We start from the raw sequence: 19,419 nt of genomic DNA, 5'->3' as shown, positions 1-19,419 counted from the left end.
TAAGCGTCAGAGGCCATTTTCATTGATATTCATGCGGTAACCAGTGGCTGCCCCAGGTTGCGCAGAATGTCGCGCACCATCTGCGCGCGGTCTTTCGGCTCCTTCAGCTCGCGCTCGATGCGCAGCTTCTCGTTGCCCGCCAGCTTGATGTGCTTGTTCTTTTGGATCAGCTCGATGATGCGCATCGGGTCAATCGGCGGCTGGGGCTTGAAGGTGATGTTGATCACGCCAGGCGCCGCATCCACCTTCACCACGCCGTAGGGCTGGCTCAGTACGCGCAGGCGGTGCACGTCAATCAACGTCTGGGCCTGCTGCGGCAGCTTGCCGAAGCGGTCCACGATCTCTTCGAGCAGGCCGTCGATCTGGTCGGGCGTCTTGGCCGTGGCCAGCTTCTTGTAGAACGACAGGCGCAGGTGCACGTCGCCGCAGTAGTCGTCGGGCAGCAGGGCAGGGGCGTGCAGGTTGATGTCGGTGGTGACCGAAAGCGGCGAGAGCAGGTCGGGCTCCTTGCCCGCCTTGAGCGCCTTCACGGCCTCGCTCAGCATCTCGTTGTACAGCTGGAACCCCACTTCGAGCATGTTGCCGCTCTGGTTCTCGCCCAGCACCTCGCCGGCGCCGCGAATCTCCAGGTCGTGCATGGCCAGGTAGAAGCCGCTGCCCAGTTCTTCCATCTGCTGGATGGCGTCCAGGCGCTGCGCGGCCTGCTTGGTCAGGCCCTCGGTGTCGGGCACCATCAGGTAGGCATAGGCCTGGTGGTGGCTGCGGCCCACGCGGCCGCGCAGCTGGTGCAGCTGCGCCAGGCCAAACTTGTCGGCGCGGCTCATGATGATGGTGTTGGCCGTGGGCACGTCGATGCCGGTCTCGATGATGGTTGAGCACAGAAGGATGTTGTAGCGCTGGGCCACGAAGTCGCGCATCACGCGCTCCAGCTCGCGCTCGGGCATCTGGCCGTGGGCCACGGCGATGCGCGCCTCGGGCAATATCTCTTCGAGCTTCTGGCGGCGGTTCTCGATGGTCTCCACCTCGTTGTGCAAAAAGTACACCTGCCCGCCGCGCTTGAGTTCACGCAGCACCGCCTCGCGGATCACGCCCGTGCCCTCGTTGCGCACAAAGGTCTTGATCGCCAGGCGGCGCTGTGGCGCGGTGGCGATGACCGACAGGTCGCGCAGCCCTTCGAGCGCCATGCCCAGCGTGCGCGGGATGGGCGTGGCCGTGAGCGTGAGCACGTCCACCTCGGCGCGCAGGGCCTTCATCTGCTCCTTGTGGCGCACGCCAAAGCGGTGCTCCTCGTCGATGATCAAGAGGCCCAGGTTGTGGAACTTGGTGGATTCGCTCAATAGCTTGTGCGTGCCCACCACGATGTCCACCGTGCCGTCGCCGATGCCCTTGATGGCGGCGGTGATCTCCTTGCCCGACCGGAAGCGCGAGACCTCGGCCACCTTCACCGGCCACTTGGAAAAGCGGTCCACCAGCGTCTGGTAGTGCTGCTCGGCCAAGAGCGTGGTGGGCGCGAGGAAGGCCACCTGCTTGCCGCCCGTCACGGCCACGAAGGCCGCGCGCAGCGCCACCTCGGTCTTGCCAAAACCCACGTCGCCGCAGACCAGGCGGTCCATGGGGCGGGGGCTGATCATGTCCTGGATTACTGCGTGGATGGCGGCGTTCTGGTCGGCCGTTTCCTCAAAGCCGAAGTCGTTGGCAAAGGTTTCGTAGTCCTGCGGGCTGTAGCGGAAGGCATGGCCCTGGCGCAGTGCACGGCGGGCGTAGATGTTGAGCAGCTCGGCCGCGCTGTCGCGCACCTGCTCGGCGGCCTTGCGCTTGGCCTTTTCCCACTGGCCGCTCCCGAGCTTGTGCAGCGGCGCCTCGTCGGCGGAGACGCCGGTGTAGCGGCTGATGAGCTGCAGCTGGCTCACGGGCACATAGAGCACTGCCTTGTCGGCGTATTCTAGGTGCAGAAACTCCTGCATGGCGGGCGTGCCATCGGGGTTCTTGTTGCCCACATCCATGTTGATGAGGCCCCGGTAACGGCCGATGCCGTGCGCGCTGTGCACCACGGGGTCGCCCACGTTCAGCTCGGCCAGATCCTTGATCAGCGCCTCGACATCGCTCACCTGCTCCTGCTTCTTGCGCCGGCGCGTGGTGGGGCCGGCGGCAAACAGCTCGGTCTCGGTGACGAAGTCGATGCCGTCCTCGATCCAGCTGAAGCCTACGGTGAGGCCCGCGGTGGCGATGCCCACCTTCTCGTCGGCCGTGCCCTGGAACTCGGCCAGCGAGTCGAAGGCCGGCGGGTTCACGCCACTGGCGCGCAAAAAATCCAGCAAACTCTCGCGCCGGCCATCGCTCTCGGCCAGCAGCAGCACGCGGTGCTGCGTGTTGCGGATGTGGGCGTGCAGCCGGGCCAGCGGGTCTTCTGCACCGCGCACCACCGACAGGTCGCCGAGCTTGTGGAAGTGCGGGTTGTCATCCACGTCCTCCACGCCGGGGCGGAGGGACAACTGCGCATGCTCCTTGGCGCGCGTGTAGAACTGGTCGGCCGAGAGGAACAGTGCCTCGGGCGGCAGCGCCGGGCGCTCGGGGTCGCCCTGCACCAGCCGGAACCGGTCCTTGGTGTCCTGCCAGAAGCGCTGAAAGGCCGGCTCCAGATCGCCGTGCAGCACCACGGTGGCCTCACCGCCGAGGTAGTCGAACACGGTGGCTGTCTCGTCGAAGAACAGCGGCAGGTAGTACTCGATACCCGCCGTGGCCACGCCCGCGCCCATGTCCTTGTAGATGCGGCTCTTGGTCGGGTCGCCCTCCAGCATCTCGCGCCAGCGGCTGCGGAATTTGGCGCGCGCCTCGTCGTCCATGGGGAACTCGCGGCCGGGCAGCAGGCGCACCTCGGGCACGGGGTACAGGCTGCGCTGGCTGTCGGGGTCGAAGGTGCGGATGCTGTCGATTTCGTCGTCGAACAAATCCACGCGGAACGGCACCAGCGAGCCCATCGGGAACAGGTCGATCAGCCCGCCGCGCACGGCGTACTCGCCCGGGCTTACGACCTGCGAGACGTGGCTGTAGCCCGCCAGCGTGAGCTGGGCCTTGAACTTGGCCTCGTCGAGCTTTTGCTTGACCTTGAAGTGGAAGGTGTAGCCCGCCAGAAAGGACGGTGGCGCCAGCCGGTACAACGCCGTGGTGGCGGGCACCAGCACCACGTCGGCGCCGGTGTCCTTGTCCTTCTGGCTGATGCGCCACAGCGTGGCCAGGCGTTCGCTGATCAGGTCCTGGTGCGGCGAGAAGCTGTCGTAGGGCAGCGTCTCCCAGTCGGGGAACAGCGCGCAACGCAGGCCAGGCGCAAAAAAGGCCATCTCATCAATGAGGCGCTGCGCATCGGTGGCGTCGGCCGTGACGATGGCGGTGGTGCGGCCCGCGGCCCTGTCGCGCTCGGCCAGGCGGGCCAGCAGCAGAGAGTCGGCGCTGCCCACGGGGCGGGGCAGGGTGAAGCGTTTTCCGGGGGAGAGTTTGGGCAGTTCCATGCGGACGGTGGCGTCGTTGGGCCCCCCGCATCCCCAGGGGCGCGGAACACGCACGGGCTGGATCGGAGGGCAACGGAGGATTCTAGAATGAGCGCTCCATGATTGCTCCCTTGCTGCAACCCCCGCTCGTTCCTTTGTCTGCCCAGGGGCGGTTCTGGGCGCTGGTGCCCTGTGCGGGCGTGGGGTCGCGTGCAGTGGCAGCGGGCATTGCGGGTGCTGCGCAGGCGGCTCCCGCCCAGCCCTCCACCGTGGCGGCGTTTTCGGACCCCACCGCGGTCACTGCAGGCCCGTTACCCAAGCAGTACCACCTGGTGGCGGGGCATCCCATGGTGCTGCACACACTCGCAGCCTTTGCAGGCGTGGGGCGGCTGCTGGGGACGCTGGTGGCGGTAGCACCGGGTGACCGGTTTCTGGAGACCCACGCGCATCCCGCTTATTTTGTGGTGGAGTGTGGTGGCCCCACGCGGGCCGACACGGTGCTGGGCGGCCTCAAGGCGCTGCTGGAACGTGGCGCCCAGCCCCATGACTGGGTGCTGGTTCACGATGCGGCACGGTGCCTGGTGACCTCCGAGCAGATCAACGCCCTCATTGACCAGTGTGCGGGCGACAGCGTGGGAGGGCTGTTGGCGCACAAACTGGCCGACACGCTCAAAACCTCCATCGACGGGCCCGGCGGAGTACGCGTGGCCTCCACGGTGGACCGCAGTGACAAATGGCTGGCGCAAACGCCGCAGATGTTCCGCATCGGCCCGCTGATGGATGCCATCGTCAAGGTAGGCTCCAACGTGACCGATGAGGCCAGCGCAATGGAGGCCATGGGCTTTCACCCCCGCCTGGTACCCGGTGGGGCGCAGAATTTCAAGGTTACCTACCCGGACGATTTCGCGCTGGCCGCCGCAGTGCTGGCGCAGCGCGCGCACAGTACCACGCTGGAGCGCTTTGGCGGCGAACGGGGGCAGGTGACTACCGCCCCAGGCAAGAAGAATCTCTTTTAGGGGCGGCCCTTCCCGGCCCACCCGCTGGCTGCACGGGCCACCGGGGGGAACGCGTGGCAAACACAACGCCGCAAGGCACGTAAATACACAAAGGCAAGTGGATGAATATCAGGATTGGTGAAGGCTGGGATGTGCATGCCCTGGTGCCCGGCCGCCGGCTGGTGATAGGTGGTGTGGAGATTGAGCACCCCGTGGGGCTGCTGGGCCACTCGGACGCCGATGTGCTGCTGCATGCGATCACGGACGCGCTGCTCGGGGCCGCGGCCCTGGGTGACATTGGCAGCCATTTCCCGGATACCGATGCCGCCTTCCGCGGCGCGGATTCGGGCGTGCTGCTGGCAGAGGCTGCGCGGCGCGTGCGCGCTGCGGGCTATGAGGTCGGCAACATCGACAGCACCGTCATTGCCCAGGCGCCGCGCCTGGCAGCACATATTCCCGGAATGCGTGTGGCCATTGCGCATGCGGCGGGCGTTGCGCTGGGGCAGGTCAACGTGAAGGCCAAGACGGCAGAGCGTCTGGGGCCGGTGGGGCAGGGGCTTGCCATCGAGGCGCGTGCCGCAGTGCTGATCTGCACCTGCTGACGGCAGGGCCCCGGCAGCCTGCGGTGCGCTTGCAGGCTGCCGTTGCCCGTTTCAGGTCACGCGGTCTTCAGCGCGGCGCCGGGGCAACTGCCGTTTGACGGAGGGGCGCTGCAGGCGTTGCTTCGGATCGGCACCGCCTGGCAGGTCGGTGGCGCGTTGCAGCTGCAGGTGGGCCACCAGGCCGCCGGTGCTGGAGTTGGCCAGCGCAAAAATGCCGCCCATGCGCTGCACCGTCTTGTCGACGATGGACAACCCCAGGCCCGCGCCCGCCGCAGCCGTGCGCGCGGAGTCACCCCGAAAAAACGGTTTGGTCAGGTTGGACAGCTGTTCAGGCGGTACGCCCGGACCGTGGTCGCGCAACTTGACCAGTACCCAGTTTTCGCGGCCCTTGGCGGCAATCTCGACGCTGGTGATGCCGGTGTCTTCGGTCTTGCCGTAGCGCCGCGCGTTTTCGAGCAGATTGGAGATCACGCGCGCAAGCTCCACCTCGTCGGCCAGCACGTTCAGATCTTCGGGTACCGACATGGTGATCTGCAGCTCCCGATGGTCCTGCACGGCGTACACGCACGATGACACCACCGCGTGCATGTTGACGGGCGTGAGTGTCACGTGGTCGGGGCGGGCGTAATCCAGGAACTTGTCGATGGTGGCGTCAAGCTGAACGATATCGGCCACCATGTGCTCGCGCGCGACGTGGTCGTTGACGCTCATCTCGGTTTCCAGACGCAGGCGCGCCAGTGGCGTGCGCAGGTCATGCGAGATACCGGCCAGCATCACGGCGCGATCCTGCTCCAGCTTGGCCAGCTTTTGCGCCATGCGGTTGAAGCCGATATTCACCTCGCGGATTTCACTGGTCACCACTTCTTCGTCCAGGTGGCTGGCGGCAAAGTCACCGTCCTTGACGCGGTTGGCCGCATAGGACAGCTGCTTGAGCGGCCGGTTGATCAGTCGTGCAATGGCGGCGGCTCCGGCCAGGGACAGCGCTCCTGCCGTGACGAGCCAGATCAACCACGTGCGGCCCCCGGCCGGGCTGAAGCGCGAGCGGTCCATCAGCAGCCAGTTGGGGTCTCCGTTGATGTTGAAACCCACCCACAAGCCGGTCTCGCCATTGACGTTTTGCGCCACGATGGTGTCGGGCCCCAGGCGCTGGGTGAGCTCGTCGGTCAGGCGGTTGCCCAGGGCCGTGCCTTGGAGCAGTTCGAATTTGTCGGACGGCTCGCGCGGCAGGATGCGCACCCCTTCCTGGTCGGCCATGGTCTTGATGAGCGACACCCGGGCGATGGCGTCCGAGTGCACCAGCGCCGCGCGGCTGAGGTTGACCAGCGAGGCAATCTGCTGCGCGGTGTGCAGTGTGCGCGGCTCGAACTCCAGCGCACGCAGGGTCTGCAGCCAGGCCAGAATGCTCCCCACCAGCAGCAATGCCAGCAGGAAGAAGGTGCGCCAGAAAAGGTTGAGCCCCACGCGCGCACGGTGCTCGCGGGCCTGCCGCAGGGCTTCCAGGGGGGCGGGGCTGGTGGCGTCGGCAGGCCCGGTCACGGACTGCCGGGACGATGCTGAACGCGACCCCGGATTTCCGTCGGTTTTGCGCATAGGTAGCGGGTCAGCTCGTTCCGTCCGGCACGAACACGTAGCCCACCCCCCACACCGTCTGGATGTAGCGCGGCGCTGCGGCATCCACCTCTACGAGTTTGCGCAGGCGAGAGATCTGCACGTCCAGGCTTCGGTCAAAGGGCTCGAACTCGCGGCCACGGGCGAGCAGGGCAAGCTTCTCGCGCGACAGCGGCTGGCGGGGGTGGCGCACCAGTGCCTTGAGCATGGCGAATTCGCCGGTGGTCAGGGGCAACTCTTCGCCATTGCGCTGCAGTGCGCGGGTACCCAGATCGAATGTGAAGGGGCCGAAAGTGACCACCTCGTTGTCGCCCGAAGGGGCCCCGGGTGCTTCCTGTGCGGGGCGGCGGCGCAGCACTGCGTGGATGCGGGCCAGCAGCTCGCGGGGGTTGAAAGGTTTGCCCAGGTAGTCGTCCGCACCCACTTCCAGGCCCACGATGCGGTCCACGTCCTCGCCCTTGGCGGTGAGCATGATGATGGGGGTGCGGTCGTTGGCAGCGCGCAGGCGGCGGCAGATGGAAAGCCCGTCTTCGCCCGGCATCATGAGGTCGAGCACGATGATGTCGACCGTCTCACGCAGCAGCAGGCGGTTCAGTGCCTTGCCGTCTTCAGCGACCATCACTTCAAAGCCTTCCTGGGTGAGGTAGCGGCGCAGCAGGTCGCGGATCCGTGCGTCGTCGTCTACCACCAGAACTTTGTCGGTGCGATTGGTTGTTGTGGCCATCTTGATCCCAAGTCCAATTTGTAACAGAGCCGATTCTGACCAGTTGAAACGCCGAAGTTCGTGTTTTGACCTTGGGTTTGACCAACTGTTACATGTTTTGCGCAGCTTCGCGATGGCAGCGAACACGCTTTATGGCCGGTGGGTCGCACTGCGGTTATGGTGACGTTCCGCACAGCCCAAACCGGGCTCGCGCACCCGAAGCAAGGACGGAACTACCATGAAAAACACTACAAAATTGATAGCTGCAAGCGCTTTGATCGCTTGCGCTGGAGCCGCTTTTTCGCAAACCATGACCGCGCCAGAGCCGCGCAATGTCGTGCAGCTCTCGGCCTCCGGCACGGTGGAAGTCCAGCAGGATTTGCTGGTGCTCAATCTGGCCACCAGCAAGGAAGCCGCCGACGCTGCGACTGTGCAGACCCAGCTCAAGCAGGCGCTGGACGCGGCCCTGGCCGAAGCCAAACGCAACGCCCAGCCCGGGCAGATGGACGTGCGCACGGGGCCCTTCGGACTTTACCCACGCTATGGCAAGGACGGCAAGATCAACGGCTGGCAGGGCCGGGCCGAACTGGTGCTGGAGGGGCGTGACTTTTCACGCATCACGACCACGGCCGGCAAGATTCAGACACTGACGATCAACAACGTGGCGTTTGGCCTGTCGCGCGAGGCGCGCGCCAAGGTGGAGACGGAGGCGCAGACAGAGGCGATCGAACAGTTCAAGGCCCGGGCCGCCGAGCTGACCAAGGGTTTCGGCTTCACCCAATACAGCCTGAGGGAAGTGGCGGTGAACAGCAACGAGATGAACCCCGGACCACGCCCCCGCATGATGGCAGCCGAAGCCAAGATGGGCTCGTTCTCCGACCCGGCCGTGCCGGTGGAGGCTGGCAAGGCCCAGGTCATCGTGAACGTGTCGGGTTCCGTGCAGATGCGCTGATTTTCAAGCCAAATTAGCCGCCAGCGCTTACTGGATAAGCGCTGGTAGCTATCATTTTTGGGTGGTGTGATGACCCCGGTGCGCTGCAAGCGCAGCAGGGTGCCATGCGCTCATTGGGCGGCCCAGCCCCCATCCATGTTCCACGCTACGCCGCGCACATTGTTGGCGGCCGGCGAGCAGAAGAACACGGCTAGTTCGCCCAGCTCTTCCGGCGTGGTGAACTGCATCGAAGGCTCTTTCTCGCCCAGCAGCAACTTCTTGGCGTCCTCGTTGGACAGGCCCCGTTCCGCAGCCTTGGCATCGACCTGCTTTTGCACCAGCGGCGTGAGCACCCAGCCCGGGCAGATGGCGTTGCAGGTGACTCCGGTGGTGGCGTTCTCCAGGGCGGTGACCTTGGTCAGCCCCACGATGCCGTGCTTGGCCGCCACATAGGCAGACTTCTGTGCAGAGCCCACCAGGCCGTGCACCGACGCCACATTGATGATGCGGCCCCAGTTGGCAGCCTTCATGGCAGGCAGCGCAAGGCGCGAAGTATGAAAAGCGCTGGTGAGGTTGATGGCAATGATGGAATCCCAGCGCTCCACGGGAAAGTCTTCCACATTGGCCACGTGCTGGATGCCCGCGTTGTTCACCAGGATGTCCACGCGGCCAAACTGGCTTGCGCTGTACTTCATCATGTCCTCGATGTCGCTGGCGCGGCTCATGTCGGCCCCATGGTAGGCCACCTGGGCGCCAGCAGCTTCGCCCGCTGCCAGCACTTCGGCACGGGGGCCATCCACATCGCCAAATCCGTTGAGCACGATATTGGCGCCCTGGCGGGCGAGCGCCTTGGCGATGCCAAGACCAATGCCACTGGTAGAGCCGGTGACGAGGGCAGTTTTGCCTTTCAGCATGGGAGTCTCTCCGAATGAATTACGATGCAAAGCAAGGAAAAGTCGGCGCGCACGCTGGGCGATGCGGGCCGACTTTCACAAGCATTATCAAGCGCCGCTCCAGGATTTCGCACCCATGAATGAACCTACGCTGAACTACGTACTGTGCCCTGGTTCTGCGGCCCCACCGTCGTCTGCAGGCGCGGCCACGGCGGCAACATCGCAGCACCGCATGGCATACTGGGAGTGGAATGCAACGGGCAATCCGGCCCACCCGCATGTGGTGGTGTGTGTGCATGGCCTCTCGCGGCAAGGGCGCGACTTTGACACCCTGGCGCGCACGCTGAGCGCGCATGCCCGCGTGATCTGCCCCGACGTGGTGGGGCGGGGCCGCAGCGACTGGCTGGCCGACCCGATGGGCTACCAGATTCCGCAATATGCAGCTGACATGCTGGCGTTGCTCGGCCAGATCCACCAGCAGGCACCCATGGCCACCCTGGATTGGGTGGGCACGAGCATGGGGGGGCTGATCGGCATGGGCGTCACGGGCCAGCCCGGGCTGCCGCTGCCCGTGCCCGTGCGCCGGCTGGTGCTGAACGACGTGGGGCCAGTGATCCAGTGGGAGGCGCTGCAGCGCATCGGGCAATACCTGGGGCAGACGGTGCGGTTTGAATCGCTGCAGCAGGCGGCCGATGCCATGTGGGCGATCTCTACCAGCTTCGGACCGCACACGCCCGAGCAATGGCTGGAGCTGTCGCGCCACATGGTGCGTGAGCTGCCCGATGGGGGCCTGGTGCTCCATTACGACCCGGCCATCGCTGTACCGTTCAGGACATTGACCCAGGAGTCTGCGGCGGCGGGCGAGGCCACGCTCTGGCAGCTGTATGACCACATCACAGCCCGCACGCTGCTGCTGCGCGGTGCGCAGTCCGACCTGCTCTCGCGCGAAACCGCGACGGCCATGGCCCTGCGGGGGCCGCGTGCGCGCCTGGTCGAATTTGACGGCGTAGGGCATGCGCCCACGCTGGTGGCGGCAGACCAGGTCGCTGCGGTCACACAGTTCCTCCTTGCGCAGGAAGGTGCTCTGGCCGGATGAAAACCTACCCTCCCGCTCAGGCGTCGCACGCTCCCCAGGCGGAGGCACTGCCACAGCTGCTGGCCGCCACCGCGCACACACTGCCCGAGCAGGTGAACGCGCTGGCACGGGCCCGTGCCTTTGCGGAGCCGCTGATGGCCGGCGAAACGCTGGATTCGGGTGAGAACACCCTGGCCCACGCTGACGCCGTCGCCGCCATTCTCAAGAGCATCGGCGGGTCGGAGGCCATGCAGGCCGCCAGCTATCTGGTGCATGCCTGCATCCATCTGAACAAGCCCGAAGAGGTGATCGCCAAGGCCTTTGGCGAGAACTTTGCCGCCTTGGCGGTAGAAACCACCAAGCTGATGCGCGTGCAGCAGCAGGCCCGCGGTGCCGAGCACCTGGACGATCCGGCCGTGCAGACCGAGAACGTGCGCAAGATGCTGCTCGCCTTCTCGCGCGATCTGCGCGTGGTGATGCTGCGCCTGGCCTCGCGCCTGCAGACCCTGCGTTTTCATGCCGCCAGCAAGCTGCCCGTTGCGCCCAGTCTGGCGCGCGAATCCCTGCAGGTCTTTGCGCCTCTGGCCAACCGCCTGGGCATCTGGCAGGTGAAGTGGGAGCTGGAGGACCTGTCCTTCCGGTTTCTGGAGCCAGACACCTACAAGGAGGTGGCCCGACTGCTCGACGAAAAGCGCGGCGAGCGCGAGGTGTATATGGAGCAGCTGCGCGCGCGGCTTGAATCCGACTTGCGCGCCCGCAGCATCAGCGCCAGCGTGCAGGGCCGCCCCAAGCACATCTACAGCATCGTCAAGAAGATGCGCGGCAAGTCGCTCAATTTCGACCAGGTGTTCGATATCCGCGCCTTGCGGGTGGTCGTACCCAACGTGAAAGATTGCTACGCAGCGCTGAGCTGGGTGCATGAGCAGTTCAAGCCCATCGTGGAGGAGTTTGACGATTACATCGCCAAGCCCAAACCAAATGGCTATCAGTCGCTGCACACCATCGTGCGCGACGACCATGGCAAACCCATCGAGATCCAGATCCGCACGCAGGCCATGCACGACCACGCCGAGCACGGGGTGGCTGCACACTGGGCCTACAAGGAAGCTGGCAGCAAAGGCTACGCGGGGGTGTCGGCCGCCGGCGAATATGACGCCAAGATTGCCGTGCTGCGCCAGCTGCTGGCGTGGGAGCGCGACCTCTCGGGCGCCGTGCCCAACCGGGGGCTCTTCGAGGACCGCATCTACGTGCTGACGCCCGATGCCGCCGTGGTCGAGTTGCCGCAAGGCGCCACCCCGGTGGACTTTGCCTATGCGGTGCATACCAGCCTGGGGCACCGGTGCCGGGGGGCCAAGGTGGACGGCGCCATGGTGCCGCTGAATACGCCTCTGCAAAACGGCCAGACGGTGGAAATTTCCACCGTGAAGGAGGGCCGCCCCTCCCGCGACTGGCTCAATGCCGAACTGGGCTACCTGACCAGCAACCGCGCCAAGGCCAAGGTGCGTGCGTGGTTCAACGCCCAGGCGACGCACGAGACGGTGGCTCGGGGGCGCGAGGCGGTCGAGAAACTGCTGCAGCGCGAAGGCAAAACTGCCATCAAGCTGGAAGACCTGGCGGTGCAGCTGGGGTTCAAGTCGGCCGACGGCCTGTTTGAAGTGGTGGGCAAGGACGAGTTTTCGCTGCGCAACATCGAAACCGTACTGCGCCCGCCCGAGCCGGTGGTGCCGCCCGATGATTTCCTGCTGCTGAAAAAGACGCGCACCAACGAATCGTCGCCCAAGGGGGGCGTGCTGGTGGTGGGTATCGACTCGCTGATGACGCAGCTGGCCAAGTGCTGCAAGCCTGCGCCGCCGGACGTGATCCGCGGATTCGTCACGCGCGGCAAGGGCGTGAGCGTGCACCGGGCGGATTGCAGCAACTTCCGCCAGATGGCGGCCCGCAACGCAGAGCGCGTGATCGACGTGGAGTGGGGCGCCCCGAAGGCCTCCGCCCTTGCTGCCGTCTACCCCGTGGATGTGGCGGTGGAGGCTGCAGACCGCCAGGGTCTGCTGCGCGATATTTCGGAAGTTTTTGCCCGCGAGAAGACCAACGTGATCGGCGTGCAGACGCAGTCTGTTAAAGGCACCGCATGGATGACCTTCACCGTGGAGGTGTCGGATTCGGGCCGGTTGAACAAGGTGCTGGGCATCGTGGCCGGGGTGCAGGGAGTGCGCTCGGCGCGCAGGCGCTGATCGGTGGCTGGGGCGCGAGGAGTCTTCGCAACGGTGCCTCGAGCGATTTGTCGAGCGCTGCGCTGAGGGCCCGTTTTTTATGGCTATAATCGTGGTCTAAACAACGACAGGCGCGTAGCTCAGCTGGTTAGAGCACCACCTTGACATGGTGGGGGTCGTTGGTTCGAGTCCAATCGCGCCTACCAAGTTTTTGTCCGAAGAAACCAGCTTCAGACGTTTCCAAAAAAACTTGCTGCAGGCACCTGCCTGCAAATCATCTCTCAAGCCACCCCAGCGGGTGGCTTTTATTTTTATGCCCCTTGGGCGACGGGTTTCGAGGGACGTGCTGCTTCAGCCGAGCTCCCCGGCCCAGGGCAGATGCAGACCCTCTGCGGTCGTGATCGAGCGGGCCGCCCGCACAGCGCGCGCCGTGGCGATGGCCGTGGCCTCGGCGGCCATCGTGGCCAAGACCATCATCCCCACGCTCTTGCCGGCCCGGCCGGTTCCCAGGCTGAAAAGCGTGTCGCCGTCGGACATGGTGTGCACCGGGTTGATGCTGCGCGCCAGGCCGTCGTGGGCAGATACCGCCAGCCGGTGGGCCTGCACCTTGGTGATCACAGCATCCGTGGCCACCACCCCCGATGGTGGTGTTGGTGCCGGCCAGGAGTGGTTGAGGGGCCTCGCCCCGCAGCAAGGCGCGGCGGGTGTCGCGCAGCCGCAGGCCGTCATCGGTGCGCGCACCGGCGATCACCTGGGCAGTGTCGGGGTCCACCACATCTCCCAGAGCATTGCAGGCGATGAGGGCGCCCACCGTGACTCCCTCTACCGTCACCGATGCGGTGCCGATGCCGCCTTTCATGGCGCGCTGCATTCCAAAGATCTTGCCTACGGCGGCGCCTGTTCCTGCGCCCACGTTGCCTTCTGCAGGATCTGTCGCAGATGCGGCATCGCAGGCGGCATAGCCGGCAGCGGCATCGGGGCGGATGCGCATGTCGCCCACCAGCAGGTCAAACAGCACCGCGGCGGGCACGATGGGCAGGCGGCCCACGGATACGTCAAAGCCCACGCCGCGCTCTTCCAGCCAGCGCACGGCGCCGGTGGCGGCCTCCAGCCCCCAGGCGCTGCCGCCGGCCAGCACGATGGCGTGCACCTTTTCGACCAGGTTGCACGGGTCGAGCAGATCTGTCTCGCGCGTTCCGGGCGCTGCGCCGCGGACATCCACGCCGCCCACGGCACCTTCGCGCGCCATGACAACGGTGCAGCCCGTGGGGCGGCGCGTGTCGGTGAAGTGGCCTACCTCGATCCCGGCCACGCGGGTGATGCTGCCGGCGCTGCCAGTGAGAATGTGTGGGGAGCTCATGGCCGTCGATTATGGTGCGCCGACTTGGCGTCAGACGGGTGGGTCGGTGTTCAGGGCGCTTTCTCGATGTGCGTGACGTGATAGGTGCCCGGGGGCCTTTTTTCGGCCTGAAAGCGCACCTTGTCGCCCGGCTTCAGTTCCCCCAGCACACCCGCATCCGCCACGCGGAACACCATGGTCATGGGCGGCATCTCCAGGTTCTTGATTTCGCCGTGGCGCAGCGTGACCTTGAGCGTGCGCGGGTCCCAGCGCGTGATTTCGCCTTCGCTCAGCTCGCTCTGGTCCGCCGATGGATTGTCAGTGGCTCCCTGTGCGGCCGGAGCGGCAGCAGGGTGGTGGCTGTCATGGCCGTCCGCCGGGGCGGGGGCCTGCGCCAGGGCCGGACCCAGCGCGCAGGCCAGTAACAGGGCAGCGGTGGAGTGGGCGAGTGGTTTCATGACGGGGCCTTTGGGTTGTAGCTGTTGAAAACGCGGGTGGTGCCGTCGCGGGCGACCAGCAGCACATCGTAGGGGTCGCGGCGGTTGCCGTACACCGCGCCGTCCATGCCGGGCGAGCCCACGGGCATGCCGGGCACCGCAAGGCCCAGGGCTTTGGGTTTTTGCTGCAGAAGGGCGCGCACGTCACTGGCAGGCACATGGCCTTCCACCACATAGCCGCCAACGAGGGCGGTGTGGCACGAGCCGAGCTTTTGCGGCAGACCCAGGCGGGCACGCACGGCGTTGTTGCCGGTTTCGTGCACCTTCACGGCAAAGCCGTTGGCCTGCATGTGGTCCACCCAGTCCTGGCAGCAGCCGCAGTTGGGGTCTTTCCACACTTCCAGCGGTGTGGGCGTTTTGGGTGTTGCGCGGGACGCGCCGGGCAGCAGGGTGATGGCCGCGCCCGCAGCCAGCAAGGGTAGTGCCGTGGCGAGCCATTGGCGGCGTGCAGGGCTGGCTGCGGCGGATGCGCGGCGATGTTGGTGTACGGTGGTCATGGTTTCTCCTGGCGTTACTTGGTGCGGGGCAGCACGGTGATGGTGCCGGTCATGCCAGCCTGGTAGTGGCCGGCGATCAGGCAGGCAAAGTCAAAGCTCCCGGCGCGGTTGAAGTGCCACACGATATCGCCGGTCTTGCCCGCCGCCACGTGGGCCATGTAGGGCTCGTCGTGTTCCATGCCGGGGTGCTTTTTCATCATTTCGGCGTGGGCGTCCAGCTCGGCCTTGGTGCCGATCACGATCTCGTGCAGCACCTTGCCGCGGTTCTCGGCGCGCAGCCGCACGGTGTCGCCCTCGCGCACTTCGATGTGGTTCGGCGCAAAGCGCATGTCGTCGGTCATGCGCAGGGTGATGGTGCGGCGCACAGCCTTGGCGTCGCCCGCGATGCCCCAGTCCTTTTGCTCCTTGACCACCGGGCTGTTCGACGGAGTGTGATGGGCATTTTCATGGCCAAAAGAGGTGCTGGCGCTTATACATAAAGCGCAAGCAGCTATCAATTTAATAGTGTTCATGGTGTGTCCTGATGGGAAAGGTTAGTGCTGGTGGCCGCTGGTGGGGGGCTTGCGTGCGTTGGCAGCGCCGGGTGCCGTGCCAGGGGCGTCGGTGCGCGCAGGGCGTGGAGTGCTGGCGGGGGTGCCCTGCCATTCGTAAGCCACGGTGCCTGCAGGGTGCTTGAAGTCGCCCGGGTCGCGGTAGTCGCCCGCTGGCTGGTCGGCCCGTACCTTGAACGTGGTGAACATGCCGCCCATCTCCACCGGGCCGAACTGTCCGGTGCCGGTCATCATGGGGAAGGTGTTGTCGGGCAGCGGCATGTTGCGCTGCCGCTGATGGCACCTCGTCGGGTGGGTTTCAGGCGTTGGCAGACGCACTTCGGGCGTGGGAGATCAGGCGATGGGCGGTTTGATGTCCGGCGCAGCGGGCGCGCTGTGAAAGGTGGTCGCGCCCTGTGGGGGCATTGGGTCCAGGGGGACAGGGGGTACGCGCGAAGGCGCTGATGGGGCAAGCATGGCCGAGTGGCAAATCTCGCAGGCGGAGCAGGTGCCTGCATGGTCCGCATGCAGGCCGCAGCCCTCCGAACCGCTTGCGCAGGGCTCGGCAGCGTCAGACGCGAGAGTGACGTGACCAACGAAGACGCCGGCGTGATGACTGGAGGTGTCCTGAGCCTCCACCGAGCCATGGTGATGGGCTAGCTCCTGGAGATGAGAACCCGCGGGCACCAACGGGGGTACAACCCCTGCGGCCATGGCCATGCCGGTGAGTCCTCTGAGGACCAGCACCAACATCAGGAACATGAAAAAGCCGCGACGCATGCGAGAGATGATACGACGGCTGACCAGTTGGTTCCCACCCGTTCCGACGTTACTGAAGGGAAATGGGGCGCTATCTGCGCACTACACCGCCATGTAGCGCCCGGGCCGGTGGTTCATGGCGAGGACCAGGTTCAGGGCCACTGCACCGGCGATGGACCACGCGACCCGCAGGGGGTCGACTGTCCAGAGGGCCAGTAGCACGATACAGCAGTCCACCGCCATCTGCACCTTGCCGGCGCGCCATCCGTAGCGGTCCTGCAGGTACAGCGCCGCGATGCCCACGCCGCCGAGGCTGCAGCGGTGCCGGAACAGCACCAGAAAACCTGTCCCGGTGATCAGTCCCCCCGCAATGGCGGCGTAAAGCGGTTGCAGCTGCGCAAACTGCAGAAACTGTGCCTGCATCTCTGACAGCAGCGAAAGCAGCAGGACGGCAGCAAAGGTCTTCACGGTGAATGCGCGCCCGAGCTTGCGCAATGCCAGCCAGTAAAACGGCAGGTTCAGCACAAAGAAGATCTTGCCGAAGCCGATGCCTGTGGCGTAGTGCAGCAGAAACGCAAGGCCCGCTGTGCCCCCGGTCAGAAGCCCCGCGCTGGTAAAAAATGCCACCCCCACGGAAATCAGCAGCACGCCGGTGAAGATGGCGACCGCGTCTTCTGTAAGCGTGTGGGGCACGGCAACGGGGGCAGCTTCCCGGGCGGGTGTCTTCGCCATGGGCGCGCCAAGGGGTGCGGAAGGGTTGGACATGGCGAATTGCAGGTAAATAGGGGATCCCACGGCATGCGCAGGCGGCGCAGCGTGAGGGCGATTGGACCTCCCGGGCGGCCGTCAGAACTTGTCCGTGGTCAACAAAACACCAATCGGCAGCGTGATTTGCCCCGCGCGCGCGATGGGCAGGGGCCCCCAGAGACAGATGTAACACCTGCAACCCAGGGCACCCGGGGGCTGGGGCGCCAGCGTTCCTGCGAAAATAGCAGGCTTTGCCGATTGCGGGGACCTCCTCCCCAAGGCGCCTGCACCCTCTGGCTGCTGCAGGCGCCCTGACCGGCCCCCACCGATGTACCAGCACCACAAACTCAACAGCTCAAGACTCGTTCTCCTGCTAAAGCAATGGGCGCATGCCCAGGGCGTGCAGCCGCGCCCGGACGTGGCCGAGCAGCTGAGCCAATGGCTCAGCACCGTGGATGCCGTCGCGCTGAGCCGTGCGCTGCACGCCCTGGAGTCCACGGATTCCCCGGCGATTCCCCACAAGCAGCACCCTGTGGACTCGCGCGCGCTGCAGGCGGCTTTCCAGTCCACCAGGGCGGAGCTGGTCGAGCTTGTCACCGTCCCGCCGGCCCCCGTCAAACCGGGGCGGCAGCGGGCCGACAACACCTCGCCCGACCAGCCGGACCCCCAGGCCGCAGCAGAGTTTGCCGTCCACGTGGCGCGGTATCTGGCACTGCACAAGCAGCTGGACGCGCGGGTGGCCGCCCTGCGGCTGCAACTGCGCCAAGGTTTGTCGGTGGGGCCGCCGGGCTTGCGCAGGCTCGCGGCTCTGGATGCCGTGTTGCAGCAGATGCTGGGCGCACGCGAGCAAAGGCTTTGGGCCTCATTACCCGGCCATCTGGAGCGGCGGATGGCGCAGCTGCGCACGGCCCATGAGCAGCATCTGAAGGCCGCAGGGCGGGACGACGATCCGCACCGGTGGTCGCTGCCGGGGGGCTGGCTGCATGCCTTTGAGCGCGACCTGCAGGCGCTGCTGCTGGCCGAGCTGCAGGTGCGGCTCGAACCCCTTGCGGGCTTGCTGGAAGCGGCACAGAACGACGCCCCCTGCTCCACGCACAGCGCCCCCAAAACCAGGAAGACCCCGGAACCGGAAACAGGAATGATCGAATGAACAAGAGTGTGATGGCTGCCATCTTTGCCACAGGCCTGGCCGTGGTGGGCTGGGTGGGCTGGGGCTTTGCCGGTTCCAGCCCGCTGGCGCTCACCATGACGGTGGTGATCGCCGCCGTCTATGTACTGGGCGCCTTTGAACTGATGCAATTCCGGGCCGCGACCTCGTCGCTATCGGCAGCTCTGGCCGGGCTGGGGCAGCAGTCCCTGGAGAACCTGGGCGGCTGGCTTGAGCGCCTGCATCCGTCCCTGCGCAACCCGGTACGACAGCGGATTGACGGGGAGCGTGTGCCGCTGCCGGGCCCTGCGCTGGCGCCCTACCTGGTGGGGCTCTTGGTCATGCTCGGCATGTTGGGTACCTTTCTCGGCATGGTGGTCACGTTCAAGGGTGCGGTGTTCGCATTGGAAGCCTCGTCCAGCCTGGAGTCGATCCGGGCGGCGCTGGCCGCGCCCATTAAGGGGCTGGGTCTGTCGTTTGGCACTTCGGTGGCCGGGGTGGCTGCGTCGGCCATGCTGGGGCTGATGTCCGCCTTGTGCCGCCGCGAGCGGCTGGCAGCGTTGCGCACGCTCGATGCCCGCATCGCCAGCGAGCTGCGCCCCTTCTCGGCGGCCCACCGGCGCCAGGAAATGTTCGAGGCCCTGAAGGCCCAGGCGCAGGCCATGCCGCTGATTGCGGAGCGCCTGCACGGCCTGATGGAAGGGCTGGAGCGCCGCCACGAGCAGTTAAACGGCCAATTGCAAGACCAGCAGCAGGTGTTTCATCGCGAAGCGGCCGCGGCCTACACCCAGCTCGCCACCACCGTGGGCGCATCCCTGCACGACAGTCTGGGCGCCAGCGCCCGCATGGCGGGTGAGACGATCCGCCCGGTGGTGGAGCAGGCCATGGCAACGCTGGCGCAAGAGGCCGAGCGCTCGCACCAGCGGCTGCGCGAGGCTACCGGTGTGCAGATGCATGCCCTCACGGCCCAATGGGAAGGCACGGCCCGCCAGGTGGCCGACACCTGGACGGAGGCCTTGCACCGCCACACGCAGACGCAGGACCAGCAGGCGGTGCAGTTGGGCAGCGCGCTGCAGTCCATCACCCAGATGCTGGAGCAGCGCACCACCGCGCTGGTGATCACATTGCAAGAGACAGTGGCCCAATCACAGGCGGCCCAACTGGCGGCGGACCAGCAGCGCCTTGCAGGTTGGAGCCAGTCCATGGAGGGCATGGCCAGCCGACTGGCGGAGAAATGGCAGCAGATGGGCGAACAAACGGCGCAGCAGCAGCGCGGCGTGTGTCACGCGCTGGAGGGCGCTGCGGTGCAGCTTGACCAGTCGCTGCAGACCGCATCGCAGGCCTTCGAACAGCGCACCACGGCGCTGCTGGCTTCCTTGCAGGAGACGGTCGAGAAAATCG

Annotated in this window: 15 protein-coding genes, 1 tRNA gene and 2 pseudogenes; 8 read left to right on the top strand and 10 right to left on the bottom strand. The window is 66.1% G+C overall.

The genetic code is table 11. From position 1 onward, the window contains the following. Positions 1 to 29 precede the first annotated feature (29 nt). Positions 30 to 3,506 carry a transcription-repair coupling factor gene (gene mfd, locus KYG_RS16790; RefSeq protein WP_008906129.1) on the bottom strand — a complete coding sequence of 1,159 codons (3,477 nt, stop codon included), beginning with the start codon at positions 3,504 to 3,506 and terminating at the stop codon, positions 30 to 32. Between the two features lie 98 nt (positions 3,507 to 3,604). Between mfd and KYG_RS16785 the strand changes: the two genes are divergently transcribed. Together KYG_RS16785 and ispF are read left to right on the top strand one after the other, a co-directional pair. Beyond that, positions 3,605 to 4,501: a 2-C-methyl-D-erythritol 4-phosphate cytidylyltransferase gene (locus KYG_RS16785; protein ID WP_008906128.1), complete on the top strand. Its 897-nt coding sequence runs from the start codon at positions 3,605 to 3,607 to the stop codon at positions 4,499 to 4,501. A 101-nt stretch (positions 4,502 to 4,602) separates the two neighbouring features. After that, the gene (gene ispF, locus KYG_RS16780) at positions 4,603 to 5,082 is read left to right on the top strand and encodes a 2-C-methyl-D-erythritol 2,4-cyclodiphosphate synthase (RefSeq protein ID WP_008906127.1); all 480 of its coding nucleotides are present in this window, start codon (positions 4,603 to 4,605) and stop codon (positions 5,080 to 5,082) included. 51 nt (positions 5,083 to 5,133) lie between these two features. On the opposite strand, the gene KYG_RS16775 is transcribed toward ispF, so the two are convergent. Together KYG_RS16775 and ompR are read right to left on the bottom strand one after the other, a co-directional pair. Beyond that, on the bottom strand, positions 5,134 to 6,672 hold the full coding sequence (locus tag KYG_RS16775) for an ATP-binding protein (RefSeq protein ID WP_237707283.1): 1,539 nt from the start codon (positions 6,670 to 6,672) through the stop codon (positions 5,134 to 5,136). A gap of 10 nt (positions 6,673 to 6,682) precedes the next feature. Beyond that, positions 6,683 to 7,414 carry a two-component system response regulator OmpR gene (gene ompR / locus KYG_RS16770; protein WP_008906125.1) on the bottom strand — a complete coding sequence of 244 codons (732 nt, stop codon included), beginning with the start codon at positions 7,412 to 7,414 and terminating at the stop codon, positions 6,683 to 6,685. A 217-nt stretch (positions 7,415 to 7,631) separates the two neighbouring features. Between ompR and KYG_RS16765 the strand changes: the two genes are divergently transcribed. Continuing rightward, positions 7,632 to 8,345: an SIMPL domain-containing protein gene (locus tag KYG_RS16765; RefSeq protein WP_034695074.1), complete on the top strand. Its 714-nt coding sequence runs from the start codon at positions 7,632 to 7,634 to the stop codon at positions 8,343 to 8,345. Positions 8,346 to 8,455: 110 nt separating this feature from the next. Here the strand turns inward: KYG_RS16765 and KYG_RS16760 are convergent, their stop codons facing one another. Then, on the bottom strand, positions 8,456 to 9,238 hold the full coding sequence (locus KYG_RS16760) for a 3-hydroxybutyrate dehydrogenase (protein ID WP_008906123.1): 783 nt from the start codon (positions 9,236 to 9,238) through the stop codon (positions 8,456 to 8,458). A gap of 115 nt (positions 9,239 to 9,353) precedes the next feature. Between KYG_RS16760 and KYG_RS16755 the strand changes: the two genes are divergently transcribed. From KYG_RS16755 to KYG_RS16745, 3 genes are all read left to right on the top strand, one after another. After that, the gene (locus KYG_RS16755; RefSeq protein ID WP_008906122.1) at positions 9,354 to 10,313 is read left to right on the top strand and encodes an alpha/beta fold hydrolase; all 960 of its coding nucleotides are present in this window, start codon (positions 9,354 to 9,356) and stop codon (positions 10,311 to 10,313) included. Next, positions 10,310 to 12,523, top strand: a complete 2,214-nt coding sequence (locus KYG_RS16750) for a bifunctional (p)ppGpp synthetase/guanosine-3',5'-bis(diphosphate) 3'-pyrophosphohydrolase (protein ID WP_008906121.1) — start codon at positions 10,310 to 10,312, stop codon at positions 12,521 to 12,523. Before KYG_RS16755 ends, KYG_RS16750 begins: the two co-directional genes overlap by 4 nt. Before the next feature lie 108 nt (positions 12,524 to 12,631). Then, a tRNA-Val gene (locus KYG_RS16745) sits at positions 12,632 to 12,708 on the top strand. A gap of 145 nt (positions 12,709 to 12,853) precedes the next feature. Here the strand turns inward: KYG_RS16745 and KYG_RS16740 are convergent. From KYG_RS16740 to KYG_RS16710, 6 genes and pseudogenes are all read right to left on the bottom strand, one after another. Next, a pseudogene (locus tag KYG_RS16740) lies at positions 12,854 to 13,862 on the bottom strand (P1 family peptidase). A gap of 50 nt (positions 13,863 to 13,912) precedes the next feature. Beyond that, a complete protein-coding gene (locus tag KYG_RS16735; protein WP_008906119.1) occupies positions 13,913 to 14,299 on the bottom strand; it encodes a copper-binding protein in 387 nt (128 codons plus the stop codon). Next, positions 14,296 to 14,835 carry a DUF411 domain-containing protein gene (locus KYG_RS16730; protein ID WP_008906118.1) on the bottom strand — a complete coding sequence of 180 codons (540 nt, stop codon included), beginning with the start codon at positions 14,833 to 14,835 and terminating at the stop codon, positions 14,296 to 14,298. The genes KYG_RS16735 and KYG_RS16730 overlap by 4 nt, the downstream gene beginning before the upstream one ends. A 14-nt stretch (positions 14,836 to 14,849) precedes the next feature. Then, on the bottom strand, positions 14,850 to 15,347 hold the full coding sequence (locus KYG_RS16725; RefSeq protein WP_034695072.1) for a plastocyanin/azurin family copper-binding protein: 498 nt from the start codon (positions 15,345 to 15,347) through the stop codon (positions 14,850 to 14,852). 21 nt (positions 15,348 to 15,368) lie between these two features. Beyond that, positions 15,369 to 15,647 (bottom strand): annotated as a pseudogene (locus tag KYG_RS16720) (copper oxidase); the annotation flags it as partial. A gap of 579 nt (positions 15,648 to 16,226) precedes the next feature. Next, positions 16,227 to 16,856, bottom strand: coding sequence for a YitT family protein (locus KYG_RS16710; RefSeq protein WP_182119131.1), 630 nt, complete (start codon positions 16,854 to 16,856; stop codon positions 16,227 to 16,229). Positions 16,857 to 17,199: 343 nt separating this feature from the next. Between KYG_RS16710 and KYG_RS16705 the strand changes: the two genes are divergently transcribed. Next, entirely contained in the window at positions 17,200 to 18,021 is an 822-nt protein-coding gene (locus KYG_RS16705; protein ID WP_008906113.1) for a DUF3348 family protein, read from the top strand. Continuing rightward, positions 18,018 to 19,419 (top strand): DUF802 domain-containing protein (locus KYG_RS16700; protein WP_008906112.1); only part of this gene is annotated, 1,402 nt, incomplete at its 3' end. The genes KYG_RS16705 and KYG_RS16700, both read left to right, overlap by 4 nt.

The sequence above is a fragment of the Acidovorax sp. NO-1 genome (assembly GCF_000238595.1).
Lineage (GTDB): Bacteria > Pseudomonadota > Gammaproteobacteria > Burkholderiales > Burkholderiaceae_C > Acidovorax.
This window is presented reverse-complemented; position numbering and strand designations above follow the sequence as displayed.